This window comes from Halomarina rubra, assembly GCF_023699475.1.
In the GTDB taxonomy this organism is placed as follows: domain Archaea; phylum Halobacteriota; class Halobacteria; order Halobacteriales; family Haloarculaceae; genus Halomarina; species Halomarina rubra.
In genome coordinates this window covers 75,898-91,965 of the sequence record NZ_JALXFV010000007.1, presented here as the reverse complement: position 1 = coordinate 91,965, position 16,068 = coordinate 75,898, and the positions used below count along the sequence as shown (strand labels likewise).

The 16,068-nt window shown below is 67.7% G+C and carries 18 protein-coding genes (1 of these 18 only partly in view); 9 read left to right on the top strand and 9 right to left on the bottom strand.

Features of this window, described 5'->3' with window-relative positions; genetic code table 11:
- The 4 genes from M1L36_RS13265 to neuB form a co-directional block, all read right to left on the bottom strand.
- Positions 1–607, bottom strand: the 5' portion of a protein-coding gene (locus M1L36_RS13265; protein ID WP_439954817.1) for a PIG-L deacetylase family protein. The gene continues 74 nt to the left of window position 1, outside the view; only the first 607 of its 681 coding nucleotides appear in the window; the start codon lies at positions 605–607; its stop codon lies off the left edge, out of view.
- 148 nt (positions 608–755) lie between these two features.
- The gene (locus tag M1L36_RS13260; RefSeq protein ID WP_250874234.1) at positions 756–2,510 is read right to left on the bottom strand and encodes an ABC transporter ATP-binding protein; all 1,755 of its coding nucleotides are present in this window, start codon (positions 2,508–2,510) and stop codon (positions 756–758) included.
- A 165-nt stretch (positions 2,511–2,675) separates the two neighbouring features.
- Positions 2,676–4,067, bottom strand: coding sequence for a hypothetical protein (locus tag M1L36_RS13255; protein ID WP_250874233.1), 1,392 nt, complete (start codon positions 4,065–4,067; stop codon positions 2,676–2,678).
- 52 nt (positions 4,068–4,119) lie between these two features.
- A complete protein-coding gene (neuB, locus tag M1L36_RS13250) occupies positions 4,120–5,157 on the bottom strand; it encodes an N-acetylneuraminate synthase (protein WP_250874232.1) in 1,038 nt (345 codons plus the stop codon).
- A 236-nt stretch (positions 5,158–5,393) separates the two neighbouring features.
- On the opposite strand from neuB, the gene M1L36_RS13245 reads away from it, so the two are divergent.
- The 3 genes from M1L36_RS13245 to M1L36_RS13235 are packed head-to-tail and all read left to right on the top strand — an operon-like array spanning position 5,394 to position 6,525.
- On the top strand, positions 5,394–5,777 hold the full coding sequence (locus tag M1L36_RS13245) for an ester cyclase (RefSeq protein WP_250874231.1): 384 nt from the start codon (positions 5,394–5,396) through the stop codon (positions 5,775–5,777).
- A gap of 59 nt (positions 5,778–5,836) precedes the next feature.
- A complete protein-coding gene (locus tag M1L36_RS13240; protein ID WP_250874230.1) occupies positions 5,837–6,250 on the top strand; it encodes a hypothetical protein in 414 nt (137 codons plus the stop codon).
- A gap of 56 nt (positions 6,251–6,306) precedes the next feature.
- A complete protein-coding gene (locus M1L36_RS13235) occupies positions 6,307–6,525 on the top strand; it encodes a DUF8015 family protein (protein ID WP_250874229.1) in 219 nt (72 codons plus the stop codon).
- A gap of 12 nt (positions 6,526–6,537) precedes the next feature.
- Here the strand turns inward: M1L36_RS13235 and M1L36_RS13230 are convergent, their stop codons facing one another.
- Positions 6,538–7,605 (bottom strand): AI-2E family transporter, encoded by a 1,068-nt coding sequence (locus M1L36_RS13230; protein ID WP_250874228.1) that lies wholly within the window; start codon positions 7,603–7,605, stop codon positions 6,538–6,540.
- A gap of 304 nt (positions 7,606–7,909) precedes the next feature.
- On the opposite strand from M1L36_RS13230, the gene M1L36_RS13225 reads away from it, so the two are divergent.
- On the top strand, positions 7,910–8,095 hold the full coding sequence (locus tag M1L36_RS13225; protein WP_250874227.1) for a hypothetical protein: 186 nt from the start codon (positions 7,910–7,912) through the stop codon (positions 8,093–8,095).
- 11 nt (positions 8,096–8,106) lie between these two features.
- On the opposite strand, the gene M1L36_RS13220 is transcribed toward M1L36_RS13225, so the two are convergent.
- Positions 8,107–8,796 carry an SOUL family heme-binding protein gene (locus M1L36_RS13220; RefSeq protein ID WP_250874226.1) on the bottom strand — a complete coding sequence of 230 codons (690 nt, stop codon included), beginning with the start codon at positions 8,794–8,796 and terminating at the stop codon, positions 8,107–8,109.
- Between the two features lie 740 nt (positions 8,797–9,536).
- Between M1L36_RS13220 and M1L36_RS13215 the strand changes: the two genes are divergently transcribed.
- Entirely contained in the window at positions 9,537–10,280 is a 744-nt protein-coding gene (locus tag M1L36_RS13215) for a hypothetical protein (RefSeq protein WP_250874225.1), read from the top strand.
- A gap of 38 nt (positions 10,281–10,318) precedes the next feature.
- Here M1L36_RS13215 and M1L36_RS13210 read toward each other — a convergent pair whose 3' ends face one another.
- Positions 10,319–10,678, bottom strand: a complete 360-nt coding sequence (locus tag M1L36_RS13210; protein ID WP_250874224.1) for a DUF7344 domain-containing protein — start codon at positions 10,676–10,678, stop codon at positions 10,319–10,321.
- A 125-nt stretch (positions 10,679–10,803) separates the two neighbouring features.
- On the opposite strand from M1L36_RS13210, the gene M1L36_RS13205 reads away from it, so the two are divergent.
- A complete protein-coding gene (locus M1L36_RS13205) occupies positions 10,804–11,598 on the top strand; it encodes an SDR family NAD(P)-dependent oxidoreductase (protein ID WP_250874223.1) in 795 nt (264 codons plus the stop codon).
- A gap of 47 nt (positions 11,599–11,645) precedes the next feature.
- The gene (locus M1L36_RS13200; RefSeq protein ID WP_250874222.1) at positions 11,646–12,689 is read left to right on the top strand and encodes an NAD(P)-dependent oxidoreductase; all 1,044 of its coding nucleotides are present in this window, start codon (positions 11,646–11,648) and stop codon (positions 12,687–12,689) included.
- A 63-nt stretch (positions 12,690–12,752) separates the two neighbouring features.
- Here the strand turns inward: M1L36_RS13200 and M1L36_RS13195 are convergent, their stop codons facing one another.
- Positions 12,753–13,724: a transcription initiation factor IIB gene (locus M1L36_RS13195; RefSeq protein WP_250874221.1), complete on the bottom strand. Its 972-nt coding sequence runs from the start codon at positions 13,722–13,724 to the stop codon at positions 12,753–12,755.
- A gap of 161 nt (positions 13,725–13,885) precedes the next feature.
- Between M1L36_RS13195 and M1L36_RS13190 the strand changes: the two genes are divergently transcribed.
- Together M1L36_RS13190 and M1L36_RS13185 are read left to right on the top strand one after the other, a co-directional pair.
- A complete protein-coding gene (locus tag M1L36_RS13190; RefSeq protein WP_250874220.1) occupies positions 13,886–14,383 on the top strand; it encodes a hypothetical protein in 498 nt (165 codons plus the stop codon).
- Between the two features lie 391 nt (positions 14,384–14,774).
- The gene (locus tag M1L36_RS13185; RefSeq protein WP_250874219.1) at positions 14,775–15,116 is read left to right on the top strand and encodes a DUF7344 domain-containing protein; all 342 of its coding nucleotides are present in this window, start codon (positions 14,775–14,777) and stop codon (positions 15,114–15,116) included.
- A gap of 84 nt (positions 15,117–15,200) precedes the next feature.
- Here M1L36_RS13185 and M1L36_RS13180 read toward each other — a convergent pair whose 3' ends face one another.
- Positions 15,201–16,055: a hypothetical protein gene (locus M1L36_RS13180; RefSeq protein WP_250874218.1), complete on the bottom strand. Its 855-nt coding sequence runs from the start codon at positions 16,053–16,055 to the stop codon at positions 15,201–15,203.
- Between the last annotated feature and the right edge of the window lie 13 nt (positions 16,056–16,068).

Here is a 16,068-nt window from a genome sequence, read left to right as displayed (position 1 = left end):
CGCCGCCGCCCGCCCCGCGCGTCGTCGCCCGCGCCCGGAGGCTCTCCGCCGAGCGTGGGTGAGGGAACGCGCGGGTCTCGGACTCGTAGGCCGCGAACGCGTCGAGTTTCGTCTCGAGGTGGTCGGTGATGTCGACGTAGACGGTCGGCGCGAACTGGTCGTGGCCCCCGCCGACCCAGTCCGTCGAGGAGGGCGTCTCGTAGGCCAGCACCCGCTCGACGCCGCTGCCGGGGCGGGTGGCGACGACCGTCGAGTCGTACACCGCGTGGTGGTCGCGGTTGACCTCCTGGCGAGAGTGGGTGTAGACGACCGACGGGCCGACGCGCTCGACACAGTCCTCGACGACGGCGTTCACCTCGACGTGCGCGCAGTCGTCCAACCGCATGTCGGGGAGGTCGCCGAAGTGGACCTCGCTGACCCCGAGTCGGTCGGCGCAGACCCGCGCCTCGTCGCGTTTCTGCGCGACCATCGACGGGTCGTCGTACTGCGCCGTCGACCCCTCGGTGACGATGAGGACGTGGACCTCGTCACCCTGAGCGGTATGGGCGGCGAGCGTCCCACCGGCACCGAGCACCTCGTCGTCCGGGTGTGCGCCGACACACAACACCGTCTCTCCCACGTCACTCACCCCCCGGTCGGCCGGTCGCCGTCGGTCGTTCGCTCGACATCGTGTAGTCTGGACTACTGTTCGCCGCCAGCGTATTGAATCGACCGGCGGGGAGTGGAGCGCCGCCGGTCGGTCTGCGCTCGTTCGATCAGTCGCCGACCTGCGTCGCGTAGAGGCGGGCGTACGTCCCGGACTGCGAGACCAACTGTTCGTGGGTGCCGGACTCGACGACGCGGCCGTCCTGGACGGTGTAGATGCGGTCGGCGTTCCGGACCGTCGAGAGTCGGTGAGCGATGGCGACGATAGTGTACTCGCCGTCCATCGCCTCGATCTCGCGTTGCACCTCGCGTTCGAGGTCGGTGTCCAAGTTGCTCGTCGCCTCGTCGAGCACCAGGATGTCGGCGTCTTTCAGCAACGCCCGGGCGAGGGCGACGCGCTGGCGCTGGCCGCCCGACAGTTGGACGCCGTTCTCGCCGATGGGGGTGTCGTACCCCCGCGGGAGGTCCGACAGGAACTCGTCGACCTGCGCGACGCGACAGACGCGGTCGAGGTCCCCGTCGGTCGCGTCACGTCGCCCCAGCGTGAGGTTCTGTCTGAGCGTGTCGTCGAACATGAACGGGTCCTGCTGGACGACCGCGACCCGCGAGCGCCACGCCGCCAGGTCGAACGCCTCGATGGGCGTCCCGTCGAGACGTATCTCCCCACTGTCGGCGTCGTACAGCCGTGTCAGCAAGGAGACGACCGTCGACTTCCCAGACCCCGACTGGCCGACGAGGGCGACGAACTCGCCCGAGCCGATTTCGAGCGAGAGGTCGTCGAGCACACGCTCTTCGCCGAGATAGGAGAACGAGACGTCGTCGAAGACGAGCGAGCGGAACTCGCGGGGCGGGGTCTCGGTCCCGGGGTCCGACTCCTCGAACTCGCCGAGTTCGGTGACGAACTCCTCGGTCCGGGCGACGTGGGGCAGGTCGCTCTCGATGGTGTAGATGCGTCGGTTGAGGTTGCTGATGCGGGGGGCCAGTCGGAACATCACGAACAGGAAGACGACGAGGCCGCTGAACGTCAGGTCGGTGAAGCGCAGGGCGAGGAAGACGAGCGCGAACACGACCAGCGACAGCAGCAGTTGGTGGATGTTGCCGACGAACGAGTCGTTGCGGTGGAGCGTGACGTTCGCCTCGGCGAACGTGTCGACCGCGTCGTGGTACGACCCGAGCACCTCGGGTTTGACGCCGAACAGTTTGACGGGCCGAATGCCCTGGGTACCCGCCTGGACGGCGGTCTGGATGCGTTCGTTGGCGTCCGCGACCCGGTCGCCGACGCTGAACCCCGGTTCGACGACGTTCCGCACGAGGTAGGTCAACCCGCCGATGCTGGCGAGGGCGACGAGCGTCAGCCACGGCGAGATGTAGAACGCGAACCCGAGGTAGATGAGGCTCAGCAACGACTGCTCGAACACGTAGACGAGGTTTCGAATCGCCTGGCCGGCGTACTTCGTCTGGGTGATGACCGTGTTGAGCACCTCGTCGGAGCCACGGACGTCGAAGAACCCGACCTTCGCGTCCAGCGCGTGCTCGAACGCACGGCTCTGGACGTCCTTGACGTACATCGTCTGGAGGTACCCCCGCGCCCAGTCGACGCCGAAACTCGCCAGATAGCGCAACACCATCGCCAGACTCACGCCCGCAATCATGAACTCCAGTGTGAACGGGACGCCGAGCAGCGAGTACGCCTGGAAGAACACGCCCACGACCCCACCCGAGTCCGCCGAGGGCGTCGCTCCCTGTGCGACCTCCAGGATGGGCAACAGCAGGCTCACGCCGACGCCCTCGAGGAGTGCCGTCGCACAGCCGAGCAGCACGATGAGTCCCGTCAGGACCGGGTTGTACCCGACGATGAGTCTCACCGACTTGGCCTTCCGACCACCGAGACGATTCCGGAGCGTCACTCTTCGGCCATATAAACCTATCAGCGAGTTAAGCTTTCTGGCGAGGTGGCGTCGAGACGGGGAGAGCGCCACGTAATCACGACATTCAGAGTCTCCGGAGCGTCGGTCGACGGCCGAGAGGCGTCAGCTCTGGAGGTCCACCAGCAGGCGCTCGATGGTCTCCAGTGGCTTCCGGGCGAAGAACCGGCTGTCGTCGGGGGGTGCACCCGACGACTCGAGCGCCGCGGCCAGGTCGGCCGCCGAGTCGACCGTCGTCGTCTCTCGAGCGGTGAGCGCGGGCGGAGACGGCATCCAGGGGAAGTCGACGAGGAACGTCCGCAGGCCGAACCGGATGCCCTCGTACAGCGCCGTCGAGTAGACCCCGACCTGCGCCTGCGACTCGGCGAACAGGCGATGGAGCGGACGGCCCTCCTCGTCGACGACGTCGACACCCGAGCCGACGAGCCACGGGTACTCGCTGCGCCAGCGGTCGGCCTCTCCCGGGTGGAGCTTGTAGACGACCGACCAGTCACAGTCCGGCCGGTTCTGGAGGTCGACCGCCCACTTCGAGAGGACGTGGCCGACCTCGCCCGTCGAGACGAACGTGACCTGCCGGCGGCGCTCGACGTCGGCGTACTCCGCGACGCTCCGTTCGAGGTGGGGGTAGCCGACCGCGTGGACGTGGTCGTCGGGGACGGGGAACGCCGCCTGCTCGTTCCAGAATTCGCCGAACGTGAACAGGTGGTCGGGGAACGTCTCCTTCGTCCGCCACTCCGGGAACGAGTAGCCGTACTGGTAGCGGTCGATGAGACCGTGCTGGAGTTCGACGACGGTGACATCTCGTTCTTTACACACCTCGATGAACGGTTCGCGCCCGGCGTAGCCGACGACGAGAACGACCACCTCGGGGTCGACCCGGGCGAGCAGGCGGTGGTACAGTGGTCGGACGGTGCGCCGGTAGGCGAGGTGCTGTCGGGCGAACCGGTCGACGGGGACGGTGACACCGAACGTCTCCTCGATGGCTCGCTCGACGCCGGCGAAGGCGTCGAACCGAGGCCGGTCGAGGGTCGACCCGACGAGTTGGCCGAGTTCGCCCGCTATCTCGATGCCGTCGACGTACCGGAGCGCCTCGGTCTTCGCGGGCGTGAAGTGGCGGTTGACGTGTGGCGCTTCGACGTGGAGGTAGTCCAAGTCGAGGGCGTCGGTGATGGGGTCACAGTAGATGTCCCACCACAGACCGTCGTCCAGCCGTTTCCGGCGGGGGTGGCCCCAGAACAGCACGTCGTGCTCGCCGGCGAGAAACGGGTTCCGTCGGACGAGGTTCCGACCGAGGAGGCCCGCGCGGGCGGCGTACAGTCGGCCGTCGCGCTCGGCTTTCGTGTGGGGGTTGCCCCACTGCTGGAGCGAGGAGACGACATGCCGGAAGACGGTGAACCGGACGAGTTCCCAGACGTGGACGCCGTCGCTGACCACCCGGTCCGGGCGGCAGGTCCGTTCGAGCGCGAGCAACGCCTCGTGGGTCTCCTCGAAGTCCATCGGTGTGTCCTGGCTGCCGTCGCGACGTCGTGAGGACGGGCGCACGGTCAACTCACTCGTCGATGGAGCGGTCGATGACCGCCTCGGTGATAGCTTCGCCGGCCGACAGCGACCGTCGAGCGGTCGACCCGAGGACGGTGTCGTAGGCCGTCGGCGAGAGGCCGTCCGCCGGGCGGGTGACCGAGACGTTCTCGGGGGTGAACTGGTCGCCGGCGGCGACGTCCGTGCTCGCGTGGAGGCTCTTGCGGATGACCGGTCGGTTGTCGCGTTCGGTCGCTGTCGGGGCCTTCTCGGCGCTCCCGAGCACCGTCTCGGCGTCACGGACCAGCGCCACCGCGGCGGCCAGTTCGTCGGGTTCGAGCGAAGCGCGGTGGTCCGGGCCAGGGAGCGTCCTGTCGAGCGTGAAGTGCTTCTCGACGACGGTCGCTCCGGCGGCCACCGCCAGCGCGGGCACCTCCGTCCGCGTCGTGTGGTCGGAGTAGCCGACGGGGACCGCCAGCGCGTCGGCCATCGTCCGCATCGCCCGTAGGTTGACCTCCTCCAATGTGGCGGGGTAAGCCGTCGTACAGTGGAGGAACGTCACCGGGAGGTCCGGCGCGACCGACCGAATCGTGTCGAGCGCCGCCCGCACCTCTGACATCGTCCCCATCCCCGTCGAGACGATCATCGGGCGGCCGAACCCCGCGACGTGACGCAACAGGGGGGAGTTGTCGAGTTCGCCCGACCCGAGTTTCACCGCCGGGACGTCGAGGTCGTCGAGCAGCGACGCGCTGTCGACGTCGAACGGCGTCGAGAGGAAGTCGATGCCGCGTTCGCGACAGTACGACTGGAGGCGCTCGTGGTCCTCGCGGGCCAACTCCAGTTCGCGCAGCATCTCGTGTTGTGACTGCTCGCCCGTCGTCTCCTCCTGATACGGCGCTTTGGGCGCGTCGGGGGTCGCGAGGGCGTCGGCGACGAACGTCTGGAACTTCACGGCGTCGGCTCCCGCCGCGACGGCGGCGTCGACGAGTCGCTCTGCCTGCTCCATGTCGCCGTTGTGGTTGACCCCCGCCTCGGCGACGACGTACACGGACTCTGCTTCACCGTTCATTGTTCGTTCAATGTCACTTCCGTCGGCTTAACTCCACTGGCGGTCCGAACGTGCGAACGCTCGTTCTCGGAACTCGCCGTCAGAGGAGTGGGGCTGCGCTGACGGAAACGATGTGGGCGATCGGTAGCCCTCTCCCGGTCTCGTCGGTCCGAGTGCGACCATCACCACGAGCAGTGAACTCCCACCGGACCGTCCCCGCCGGGGGGTTTCAAGCCCCCGCACCGCGAGGCGAGTGTATGAGTACCGACACCAACCTCGAACTCCTCCGGGAGTCCATCGCCCACCACAACGACCCCGAGACGCGCGACCAGTATCTCGACAGCTACAGCGAGGACCTCGTCCTCCACGGGGCCGACGCCGACGGTCTCGAGGAGCTACGCGCGTTCTACCACACGGTGTGGGAGGCGATTCCCGACCTGACGGTCACTATCGACAACGCCGTCGCCGAGGGTGACGAGGTCGGCGCACGCTACTCGTGGTCGGGGACCCACGCGGTCACCGGCGAGGAGGTCGCCCTCGACAGCGGCCTGACGTGGTACCGATTCGAGGACGGGAAGATCGTCGAGCGGTGGGTCGCCGAAGGCACCGGCGGCGCTATCCGCGACATCGTCACGCCGTAGGGCGGGCCGAGGAGCCACCGACCGAACCGTTTTATCCGGGCAGTTGCCACCCGAGAATAGTGTCCACCACCGACGACGGCCTGTTCGAACGGGCCGTCCTCCCGACGGTCGACCTGTTGCTCGCCGCGTTCGGTCTCGCGGTACTCGCCTACCCACTGGTCACGGTCACCGACGCGGCGCTCGGCGGCCCGCTCTCGGCGTCGGGGGTGAGGACGGTCGTCGCGGTGGTCGCGGTCGGCGGGGCCTACCCTTTCGTCGCCGGGGACTGGGCGTTGGGCCGACTCAGTGAGTTCGTGTTCGTACTGACGGCGACCGCCCTGGGAGTCAGCGCGTGTCTGTTCGTCGTCGCGGTCGTCTTCGGGACGACCGTCTCGACCAGCGACGCGACAGCGCGTGCCATCGTCGTCGGCCTGACCTACCTCGTCGCCGCCCTGGTTGAGGAGCGTCGCCACCGGACTGGCGACGGTCAGTGACTCGCGAAGGCTCGACCGGCCCGGCGATTTTTCACTCCGGCGTCCGAAGGTAGCCTATGGGCTACACGTGGCAGTACTACGACCTCGTGTTGCTGGGGGTGTTCGCGAGCATGGCGACCGGGTTCGTCGTGGGGACACTGACGACCGTGGCGACGACCACGTCGGTCACCGTCTGTGGCCTGTTCGCGGTCGCTATCATCGGTCACGGCCTGTTCGTCAACGGACCGGTCGACGCCCCCGAGGACCTCGCCGACCCCGTCGAGGCGCTGAACTGAGCGGGTCGACGGCTACTCCTCACCCCCGGACTCCGGCGTTCCCGGTTCGTGAGTCACTTCTCCGTTCACTCCGTGTCGGTCTGCGAGCAGTTCGGCGAGGTACTTCGCGAGGCCGACGACGACCGGGCCGACGAACAGACCCAGGACGCCGAGCACCGCGAGACCGCCGAAGATTCCGACGACAACGAGGCCCGTGTTCAGGTGGGCGCTGCGCTGGACGACCAGTGGCCGGACCACGTTGTCCGACCCGCTGATGACGACCGACCCGACGACGAGCAAGACGAGCGCGTCGACGGTCCGTTCGACGAGGAGGAGGTAGCCCACCGCCGGAATCCAGACCACCGACGCCCCGACGACGGGAAGCAACGAGACGAGGAACGTCACGAGCGTCCAGAACACCGCGTTCGCGAACCCGAGCACGGAGAACGTGATGCCGGTGAGGGTGGCCTGGACGGCGGCAACGACGACGGTCCCGACGACCGACGCCCACAGAAGGCGGTCGAGTCTCGCGAACAGGTCGTCGGTCTCCGCGGGCGACAGCGGCGTCACCGACCGGGTCCAGGCGACGAGTCGGTCGCCGTCGCGCAGGAGATAGTACAGGAGGAAGAAGAACACGACCAGCCCGATGAGGAAGTCGGTGACGCTGCCGAGCAGCGCGTAGGCGTTGCCGAGCAGGCCACGCGAACCGGCGCGCATCGCGTCGGTCAGCATCGCGACGACGTCCATCGTGTCGAGTCCGACCCCGAGTTCGTCCAGCAGGCCGTTGCCGGCGTTAACCAGCGACGACCGGGTGACGTCGTCGAGGATGGACCGCGCCTGGCCGAGGGCGACCACCACGACGAACGCGACGGGCGCGACGACGGCGACCAGCGAGAGGACGAACGTGACGCCCGCGCCGATCGTCCGACCGAGGTGGGTCTTCAGCCTCGCGGAGACGGGGTAGATGACGTAGCCGAGCAGACCCGCCAGCAGGACGAACTGGAGGTACGCGACCACCAATAGCACCGACAGACCCCCGAAGACGGCCAGGAGCCCCCACAGGAACAGCGTCGACTTCGAGAGCCGCGAACGGAGACTCATCTGGGGCGACCGCCCTCGTCCCGTCCGGCGCGACCACCGGCGGCCGGTCCGGTGCGGGGGACGCTGACTCGACGCGACGCGACGACGGGCACACTCATGGACACCCGTACGACCGGTCGCTACAAAACCGTACGCCGCGCGAAGGCGACCGTCCCGGCACCGCTCGCACCGGCGACCGACCGCCGACTTCGCCCTCGAAGTCGGAGTGTCAGGGTCGCTGTCGCTATCCTTGTAGCCCCTCGAGACGGGTCGCACAACACCTGTATCGGAACGACACAGGGTCGACCCCGTGTTCCAGTTGTGTATGGAAGCGAACCAGAACCCGACCACCGACGACGTGACCGACCTCGAACACGACCTGCTGGCGCTCGTCGAGGACGTGGCCGCGAGCGGTGCACTGACCGAGGACGACCGTCACACGATGAGCTTCCGGACGGAAGTGTTGTGCGCGGAGCTTCGTGGCTGCATCGACGGCGTACCCGAGGTCTGAGCGGCCACCGCTCAGTTCGCCACTTCGACGGCGACCTCGTTGCGCCGGAGGGGCGGGAGCGTCCACGGCGCGTCGTAGCCCATGAAGAACGGGTCGCCCGTGACGGTGACGTCGGCCGCTGTGAGCGTGTCGAGTAGCGCGCGACTCTCCCGGTCGACCCGCGCGTCGGTCGCCCGCCAGGAGAACCGTCGCACCGCGAGCGTCCGTTCGGGGACGACCGACAGTTCGACCGACGTGTCGCTGGGCCGCGGGGCCGACTCCCCGTCGTACGACGCGGGCAGGTAGAACGCCATCCGGACGCCGTCCTCGCGGCGCTCTGCCTCGACCGGCGCGGTCATCGAGACGTCCGTCCCCAACGACGCGGACCCACTCCCCCGCTCGACCTCGACCGGTGCAGTCATGGCGATGGACTCGCCGGTACCGCGGTCTGTCTCGACGGGTGCCGTCATCTCGACGTCTCGGGCCCCCTCGTTCGCGCCCGAGATGTACCGGAACAGCCTGCGGAACGCCTCGTTCTCCGAGGACGCGATCGTCTCGACGAGCACCGTCTCCGGGTACCGTCGAAGTTCGACACCGTCGATCGTCTCGACGACCGCGTACGGGACCTGCTCTGTCGTCGCACGCTGGTACAGAGTCCACCCACCGGCGGCGGCGAACAGGCCACCGACGATGCCGGTCGCGACCGTCGTCGTTCTCACCATACTTCCGAGAGGAGCGCGACCCGCATAGTCTGGTCGCCGGCCCCGACGTGTGATCGGAGCGCCATCGTCCCGTCCACGGAGCGTCGGTGCCCGAAAACCGGTCGGTAGTGACCGCCAAACGACTCGTCAGCCTGCGTGTAACTATGTCCCACTGTATCGAAAGAACAGACGACGTGGACGAGGAGTCCTGTCACAGCTTCCCACGTCGTACCTGTCATGCCGGCGCGGTCGGGGCGTCACCCCGGGACGCGCCGTTCCCCTTACGCCACCACCGACGCGGAGCGACGCGTTCGGACCACCTACTCACCGGAGACTCCGCCTCTCACACCGAACAGTTCGACAGACCGCGCGCCGGTGACCGCCGTCGACACGAGTCACGGGCCGCGGCGCGACGGCAGTAGCGACCCCCTTTCGCCCCGCAGTCACCGCGTTACGAGGGGCACCCCGTCCGAAGCGGGGGTAGATGCCGAGCGAGAACGACCGGGCGTTTCGAGCACAGTGCGAGCAGTGTCGCTTCAGATCACCGCGGTGGACGACGTCGTTCATCGCACACGTCGAGGCCGTGGGCCACCACGACCAGTCGGGTCACGAGACGTTCGTCAAGGAGTCCGACCGCGGACGTCACGTGGCGTAGGGACGGTTCACGACGTCCGATGCACTCGTTGTCGGGGGTCTCGATGCGCCAAACCGGGGTTTGATGCTCCGGCGTCGTTATGGACGGCCACGACGATGCGATAGTGATGACGACCCGCCGAACCGTCCTGAAGTACTGTGGCCTCGCCGCGACCCTCCCCCTCGCCGGTTGTGTCGGCGAGAGCGACCCATCGACCGAGGCGGCCCCCGTCGACACCGGGAGCGACGGCACCCGAACCACGACGCCGAACGCGACGGCCGACCCGACGACGGACGCACCGACCACGAACGCGCCGACCGAGGAGACCACGGACGGTCTGCCGACGAACGGCACCGAAGACGCGGGTGGGACGCGACCCGCCGGTAGTGGTGGCCCGGGTATCACCCTCGTCGGCACGGACGAGAGCGACGGCCCAATCGAACACACCGTCGAGGTGGTCGAACCGGTCGCGACCGACGAGACACCGCCACGACTCCGTGTGACGGTCACCAACACCGGCGACCAGCCCGTCGACGTCGGCGAGGCCCGCACCGTCGTGTTCGCCTACGTCTCCGACACCGACGGCTACCTGGCGCTGCTCCCGACCGGCGAGGAGTACCCCGTCGAGCCCGGCTGCTGGCGGCTCACCGACCCCATCGCCGTCACCCAGGAGTACCGCGTGGTCACGCTCGACCCCGGCGCGTCGGTCGAGCAGACGCTCGACTGTTACGCCGCCCCCGGTGAGGACGCCTGCCTGCCGGTCGGCGAGTACCGTTTCGAGACGACGTTCCGCGCCGGCGACCGAACCGGCGACACCCCCGCCAGCGAGACGACCGAACACACGTGGGGGTTCACGGTCCTCATGGAGTAGCCCGTGACGGTCGGTCCCGTCGGACCTACCTCGACCGGTCACTCCGAGTCGGAGACGTACTGGAGCAACGGGAGGACGTCGGTCGCGGTCGCAGTGAGTTCGACGTGGTCTGCTTCACGGTCGTAGACGACGACGTCGTGGTCGGCGAGTTTCGGTAAGTGGGTGTGGTCGAGTGACTTCGCGATGGTCCGTCGCACCTCCTCGTCGACGTCCTCCGGCGGCTTCTCGCGACGCCCCGCCGCGAGGATAGCCACGAGTTGAGGGCGAGTGAGCGCGCCGTCGTCGGTTTCGAGCAGTGCGTAGAGGACGTTTCGACGCTGCGCTCGCGAGACGAGCGACAGCGCGTCGTCCTTCGAGAGGTCGTCCGGCTCCCACGACTCCGGTACGTCGACACCCATACCGGGACCTCGACTGCCGGACATATTATTACGAGCTGCCTATAGCAGAAACAAGTGTTAGTGGTTCGAAACGAATCGCCAGACGTCGCCGGTACGATTATGCCACGGGGAGCCACGTGTTCGCCATGCACGAACCGGACTACGCCGTCGCGGGGAAGACGGCCATCGTCACCGGCGCGAGCCAGGGTATCGGACGGGCCATCGCGGAGACGCTCGGAGCGAGCGGCGCGAACGTCGTCATCTGTTCGCGGGCACAGGAGCGCGTCGACCCCGTCGCCGAGGGAATCGACGAGGAGACAGAGGGGGCCGCACTCGCCGTCGAGTGTAACGTCCGCGAACGTGAACAGGTCGAAGCGCTCGTCGACGCGACGGTCGAGGAGTTCGGCGCGCCCGACGTCCTCGTCAACAACGCGGGCGGCGAGTTCGTCGCCCCCTTCGAGGACATCTCGCCGAACGGCTGGAACGCCATCGTCGACCTCAATCTCAACGGGACCGTCCACTGCTCGCAGGTCGCAGGCGAGGTGATGCGCGAGAACGGCGGCGGGAGCATCGTCAACCTCTCGTCGGTCAACGGCCAGCACGCCGCTCCCGGCGAGAGCCACTACGGCGCGGCAAAAGCCGCCATCATCCGGCTGACCGAGACGCTCGCCGTCGAGTGGGCACCCCACGGCATCCGCGTCAACTGCGTCGCACCGGGACTCGTCCAGACCCCCGGCGTCGCCGAGACACTCGGCATCGAGAGCGAGCAGATGCCCGCGCGCGAGACAGTCGACCGCCGTATCGGGCACGCAGAGGAGATAGCAGACCTCGTCCAGTTCCTTGTCAGCCCCGCCGCGTCGTTCATGACCGGCGAGACGGTGACCGCGAAGGGCGTCCCGAAACCCGGCAACTCGATGAGCGACGGACTGGGACTGGAGTAACGCCGGCCCGACCGTTTTTCGGGGCCGCACGCGTGGCCCGACGTACGATGACACAGCCGTCGACGAACCGGAGTGACGGGAGGAACGTTGAGACCGTCGGCATCGTCGGTGCGGGGCGGGTGGGCCAGTGGTTCGTCACCAAACTCGTTCGCGAGAGCTACGACGTGGTCGTCTCCGACGTCGACCCCGAGGCGGTCGCTGACGCGGTCGACCGTGGCGCGGCGGCCGCCGAACACGCCGCCGACGCGACAGCCCGTGCGGACGTCGTCGTCCTCGCACTGCCGACTCGCGAGGCCGTCGAGACGGCGATGGAGGGGGCGGACGGCGTTCTTGACGCGCTCGAACCGGGACAGGCCGTCGTCGACACCGGCACGACCACGCCGGACCTGGACGTCCACTACCACGGGCGCTGTCGCGAGCGAGACGCCGGTTACGTCGACTGCGGACTGACCCGCCACGGCCCCGGCAGAGCCGAAGGTGACGAACCCGCCTACACGCTGTTCGTCGGTGGGGAGCGCGACGACTACGAGAGCGTTCGCCCGGTCGTCGACGCCCTCGCGTACACCCACGAGTTCTTCGAGGGGGTAGGAAACGGCCACGTCGTCAAACTGGGGGTCGCCCTCCGAGCGTCGATTCGGGCGACGATGGCTGCCGAGGTCTGTGAGTTTCTCTCGCACAACGGCGTCGACCCCGACCAAGTCGTCGACCTGCTGGAGTGGGAGATACCGTCGGTCTACGTCGACCCACCGTCCGTTCCGACTCGCGGGTTCGAGCGTGCCAGGGAGACCGACGACGGTGAGACGGAACCGCGAGGCGTTCGCGTCGACGACGCCGGTGAACGTGCCCGCCTTCGGACGTCCGCCTGGGCGAAGGACACCGCGTACGCGCTCGACGTCGCACACTCGTCGAACAGCTACGCCCCCTTACTGACCGCGGCGCACCAGACGAGACTGCTCGCCGAGAACTACGGAGCCGCGCTCACGGATCGTGACCTCTCGTTCGGCGACGAGGAGTGGGGTCCGTTCCACCTCCGGTCGCTGTATCGTGCACTCAGTCGACCGCAGGAGGAGTGGCGACGGCTCGGCAGGTAAGAACGGACGAACTTCGCGAACGGGCCGGAGTGGTGCGGGATGCGTCGTCGACGGGCGTCGAACTCAGATGCCCATCGCTTCGATCTGCTCCTGGTAGCGGTTGCGGATGGTGACCTCGGTCACCTGCGCGACGCCGGCGACCTCGCGCTGGGTCTTCTTCTCGTTGCAGAGCAGCGAGGCGGCGTAGATGGCCGCGGCGGCGTAGCCAGTGGGTGACTTGCCCGACAGCAGGCCCTTCTCGGCGGTGACCTGGATGATCTCGTTGGCCTTCGCCTCGACCTCTTCGCTCAGTTCGAGCTCCGAGCAGAACCGCGGGACGTACTTCTTGGGGTCGACCGGCTCCATCTCCAACCCGAGCTCCTGGGAGATGTAGCGGTACGTGCGGCCGATCTCCTTGCGCTCGACCCGCGAGACCTCGGTGATCTCTTCGAGCGAACGCGGGATGCCCTCCTTGCGGCACGCCGCGTAGAGACAACTCGTGGCGACGCCCTCGATGGAACGGCCACGGATGAGGTCCTCGTTCAACGCACGGCGGTAGATGACCGACGCCACTTCGCGTACCGAGCGTGGCACGCCGAGTGCCGAGGCCATCCGGTCGATCTCACTGAGCGCGAACTGGAGGTTGCGCTCGCCGGCGTCCTTGGTGCGGATGCGTTCCTGCCACTTGCGCAGGCGGTGCATCTGACTGCGTTTCTCGGAGGAGATAGAGCGCCCGTAGGCGTCCTTGTCCTTCCAGTCGATCTGGGTGGTCAGTCCCTTGTCGTGCATCGTCTGGGTCGTCGGCGCACCCACACGGGACTTCTGCTGGCGCTCGGAGTGGTTGAACGCCCGCCACTCCGGACCGCGGTCGATGTTCGTCTCCTCGGCGATCAGACCACACTCGTCGCAGACGAGCTCGCGACCGTCGTCGGTGTTGACGAGTTTCCCGGACCCACACTCGTCGCACACGCGCTCGGCCTCTCTACCCTCCGTTTGTTCCTCGGTCTCGGCCTCGGACTCGCGCTCGCGCTCGCGCTGACGGGTGGGATAATCCATCTCATTACGATATGTACCCTTGATAGGCTTAAGCCCTGTTACGGCACGCCGCCAAATCGACCCCTACTGACGGTCGGAAGGACTATGGCAGCTTATCACATACGTATCAACGAGAGAGACCAGCCCAAAGCCTGAACTATCTCCGTCACGTATCTGTCCTCATGGCAGTGACTCACCGACTACGAGAGCTACGTGCGGCGGGGAAACACGAACTGGCCGACACGCTCGCGGTCGAAGCGCTGCGAAACGAGCGACCCGAAGTCCGTGTCGAGGGCGACCACGTCCGCGTCCGGACCGAGACGTTCGTCGGCGAGCACGCCCTCGCGGGGTCGTTCGACCCCAGCGACGAGGACACCGTCCGGGAGGCCGTCTCTCGACGTGGAACCTACGCGCTGGGCGAGGACGCTACCGGCCGGACGTTCTCGACCGGCTGTCTCTTCGACGCCGTCGTCGACGCTCTGGTCGAGAGCCGTCCGGGGACCGAAGAACCGGCGGAGCCGACCGCGACGAGCCAGCCGACGCCGGGGACACCCACGCCGGAGACCGAGACGGCGACGGCCGACGACGCCGCGATGATCGGCCCGGCCGAACCCGACCGTTCGACGACCTCCGTACTCCGTCAGGCCGTCGCCGCAGTCCAGAGCCAGTTCCGAAGCTGAGCCGTCCGCCCCGTCGGTCGGTGAGTCGACCCCTCGCCCTCCACCGACGCGTCACACCGCGCACGCGTTCTCCGTCCCTTCCAACGACCATCCAGCGAGCGACGCGTCGGTCTCCGCGACCATCCTCGCGAGAGCCAACTCCGAGACCCCGACGCCTCGGACACCCTCGTCGAATCGTCTCGCACTCCAATCGCCCGCTCGCGACCACGAGGTCCTTCGTCTGACCGTCTTCGGCCGGTTCTGTCCGTTCTATCCACATCACTGTCGCCCAAAATCATAACACGGGAGTACATTCGTCGATTACAAAGTAAATCGAGCTGCAACATTGCCTATCTGATTAGGTGCAACTGGTAATGGGGGTGGTCGTGTTAGAACGAACGAGACACGACCCATGTCGATTCATAGCACGACCCCGCCGTTCGACGACGACGAATCGAAGCCGCTGGCCACTGCGACGCTCGGTCGGCTCTTCGCCGACGCTCGTCGTCGAACGCTCCTCCGCGTGCTCGCGTCGGACGAGGACGCAGTCGAGCTCGACCGCCTGACCGAACGCGTCCTCGACGCCGAGGGCACCGGTGCGTACGGTGCCGGCGACGAGCGCTACGACCGCGTCCTCCTGTCGCTGTACCGCTGTCACCTCCCGGTGCTCGACGACGCCGACCTCGTCGACGTCCGCGAGGACGACGGCGTGTTCGTCGACCCCGACGGCAGCGCTCTCCGACAGCTCGTCTGAGCGGACCCACGCGGTGTGTTTTCGACCACGACACACTCGGTAGAACAGTCAGCCGTCACGAACCCTCCGGCAGCAACGGAACCGTCAGCCGTCGGTGATGCCGACGGTCACGGACTCCGAACCTCCACGCCACCTGAGCGAGAGCCGCATGTCTGGGAACTCGCCGCTCTCGCGGGCGTCCAGCGACGGCGTGTGTGAGTACGTCCAGGTCGCCGACTCGCCCGCCGGAATCCGTTGTTCGAGGGCTACCTCGGGCGAGTACGCGACCGCCGGCCCGATGCGGTTGAGCGCGCCGACGAACGTCCCCGACCGGTCGCCGGTGTTGGCGATACGGACGGTGAGCGTCGCCTGCTGGTAGTTATCGACCGATTCGGGCGCGGAGAACTCGCGGACCTCGAACGACGTCGGCGGTCGGTTCAACCGGTCGAGTACGGACCGGTCGAGGCGGTAGTCCCCGCCGGGCCATCGAACGGTCGCGTGTTCCGTGTCGAGCGGTTTCGGGAGGTCGAACGCCAGCCACCCCGACTCGCGCTCGTACTCGTAGCGCTGGCCACGGTTCCAGATCATCCCCTGGTAGCCAGCGTCAGGCGCTGACTCGTACGTCTTCGATTCGGTCCGAAGCTCGAAGGCACTGTAGACGGGTGCACTGCCGGATTCGACGGTGGCGTCGAGGACGAGGAACTGGCGGCCGCGATCACCGTACGTCGTGATAGAGTCCGGACTGTTCAGCGCGACCAGTTCCGGCGCGACCGTCGGACCGGTGAGTCGGACGGCCGCGCGGTCCTCGGGTGGTACCTGGGTCGTTCGTGGCGAGGTAGTCGACTCGGTCGGGGGTTCTGTCTCCGGCATTCCGGACTGACCGACACAGCCGGCGAGTGGGGTGAGCGAAAGGAGTGTCGTGCCACCGATACGGAGGGCGTCGCGGCGGGAAGGGGCCATCTCGTCGGGACGA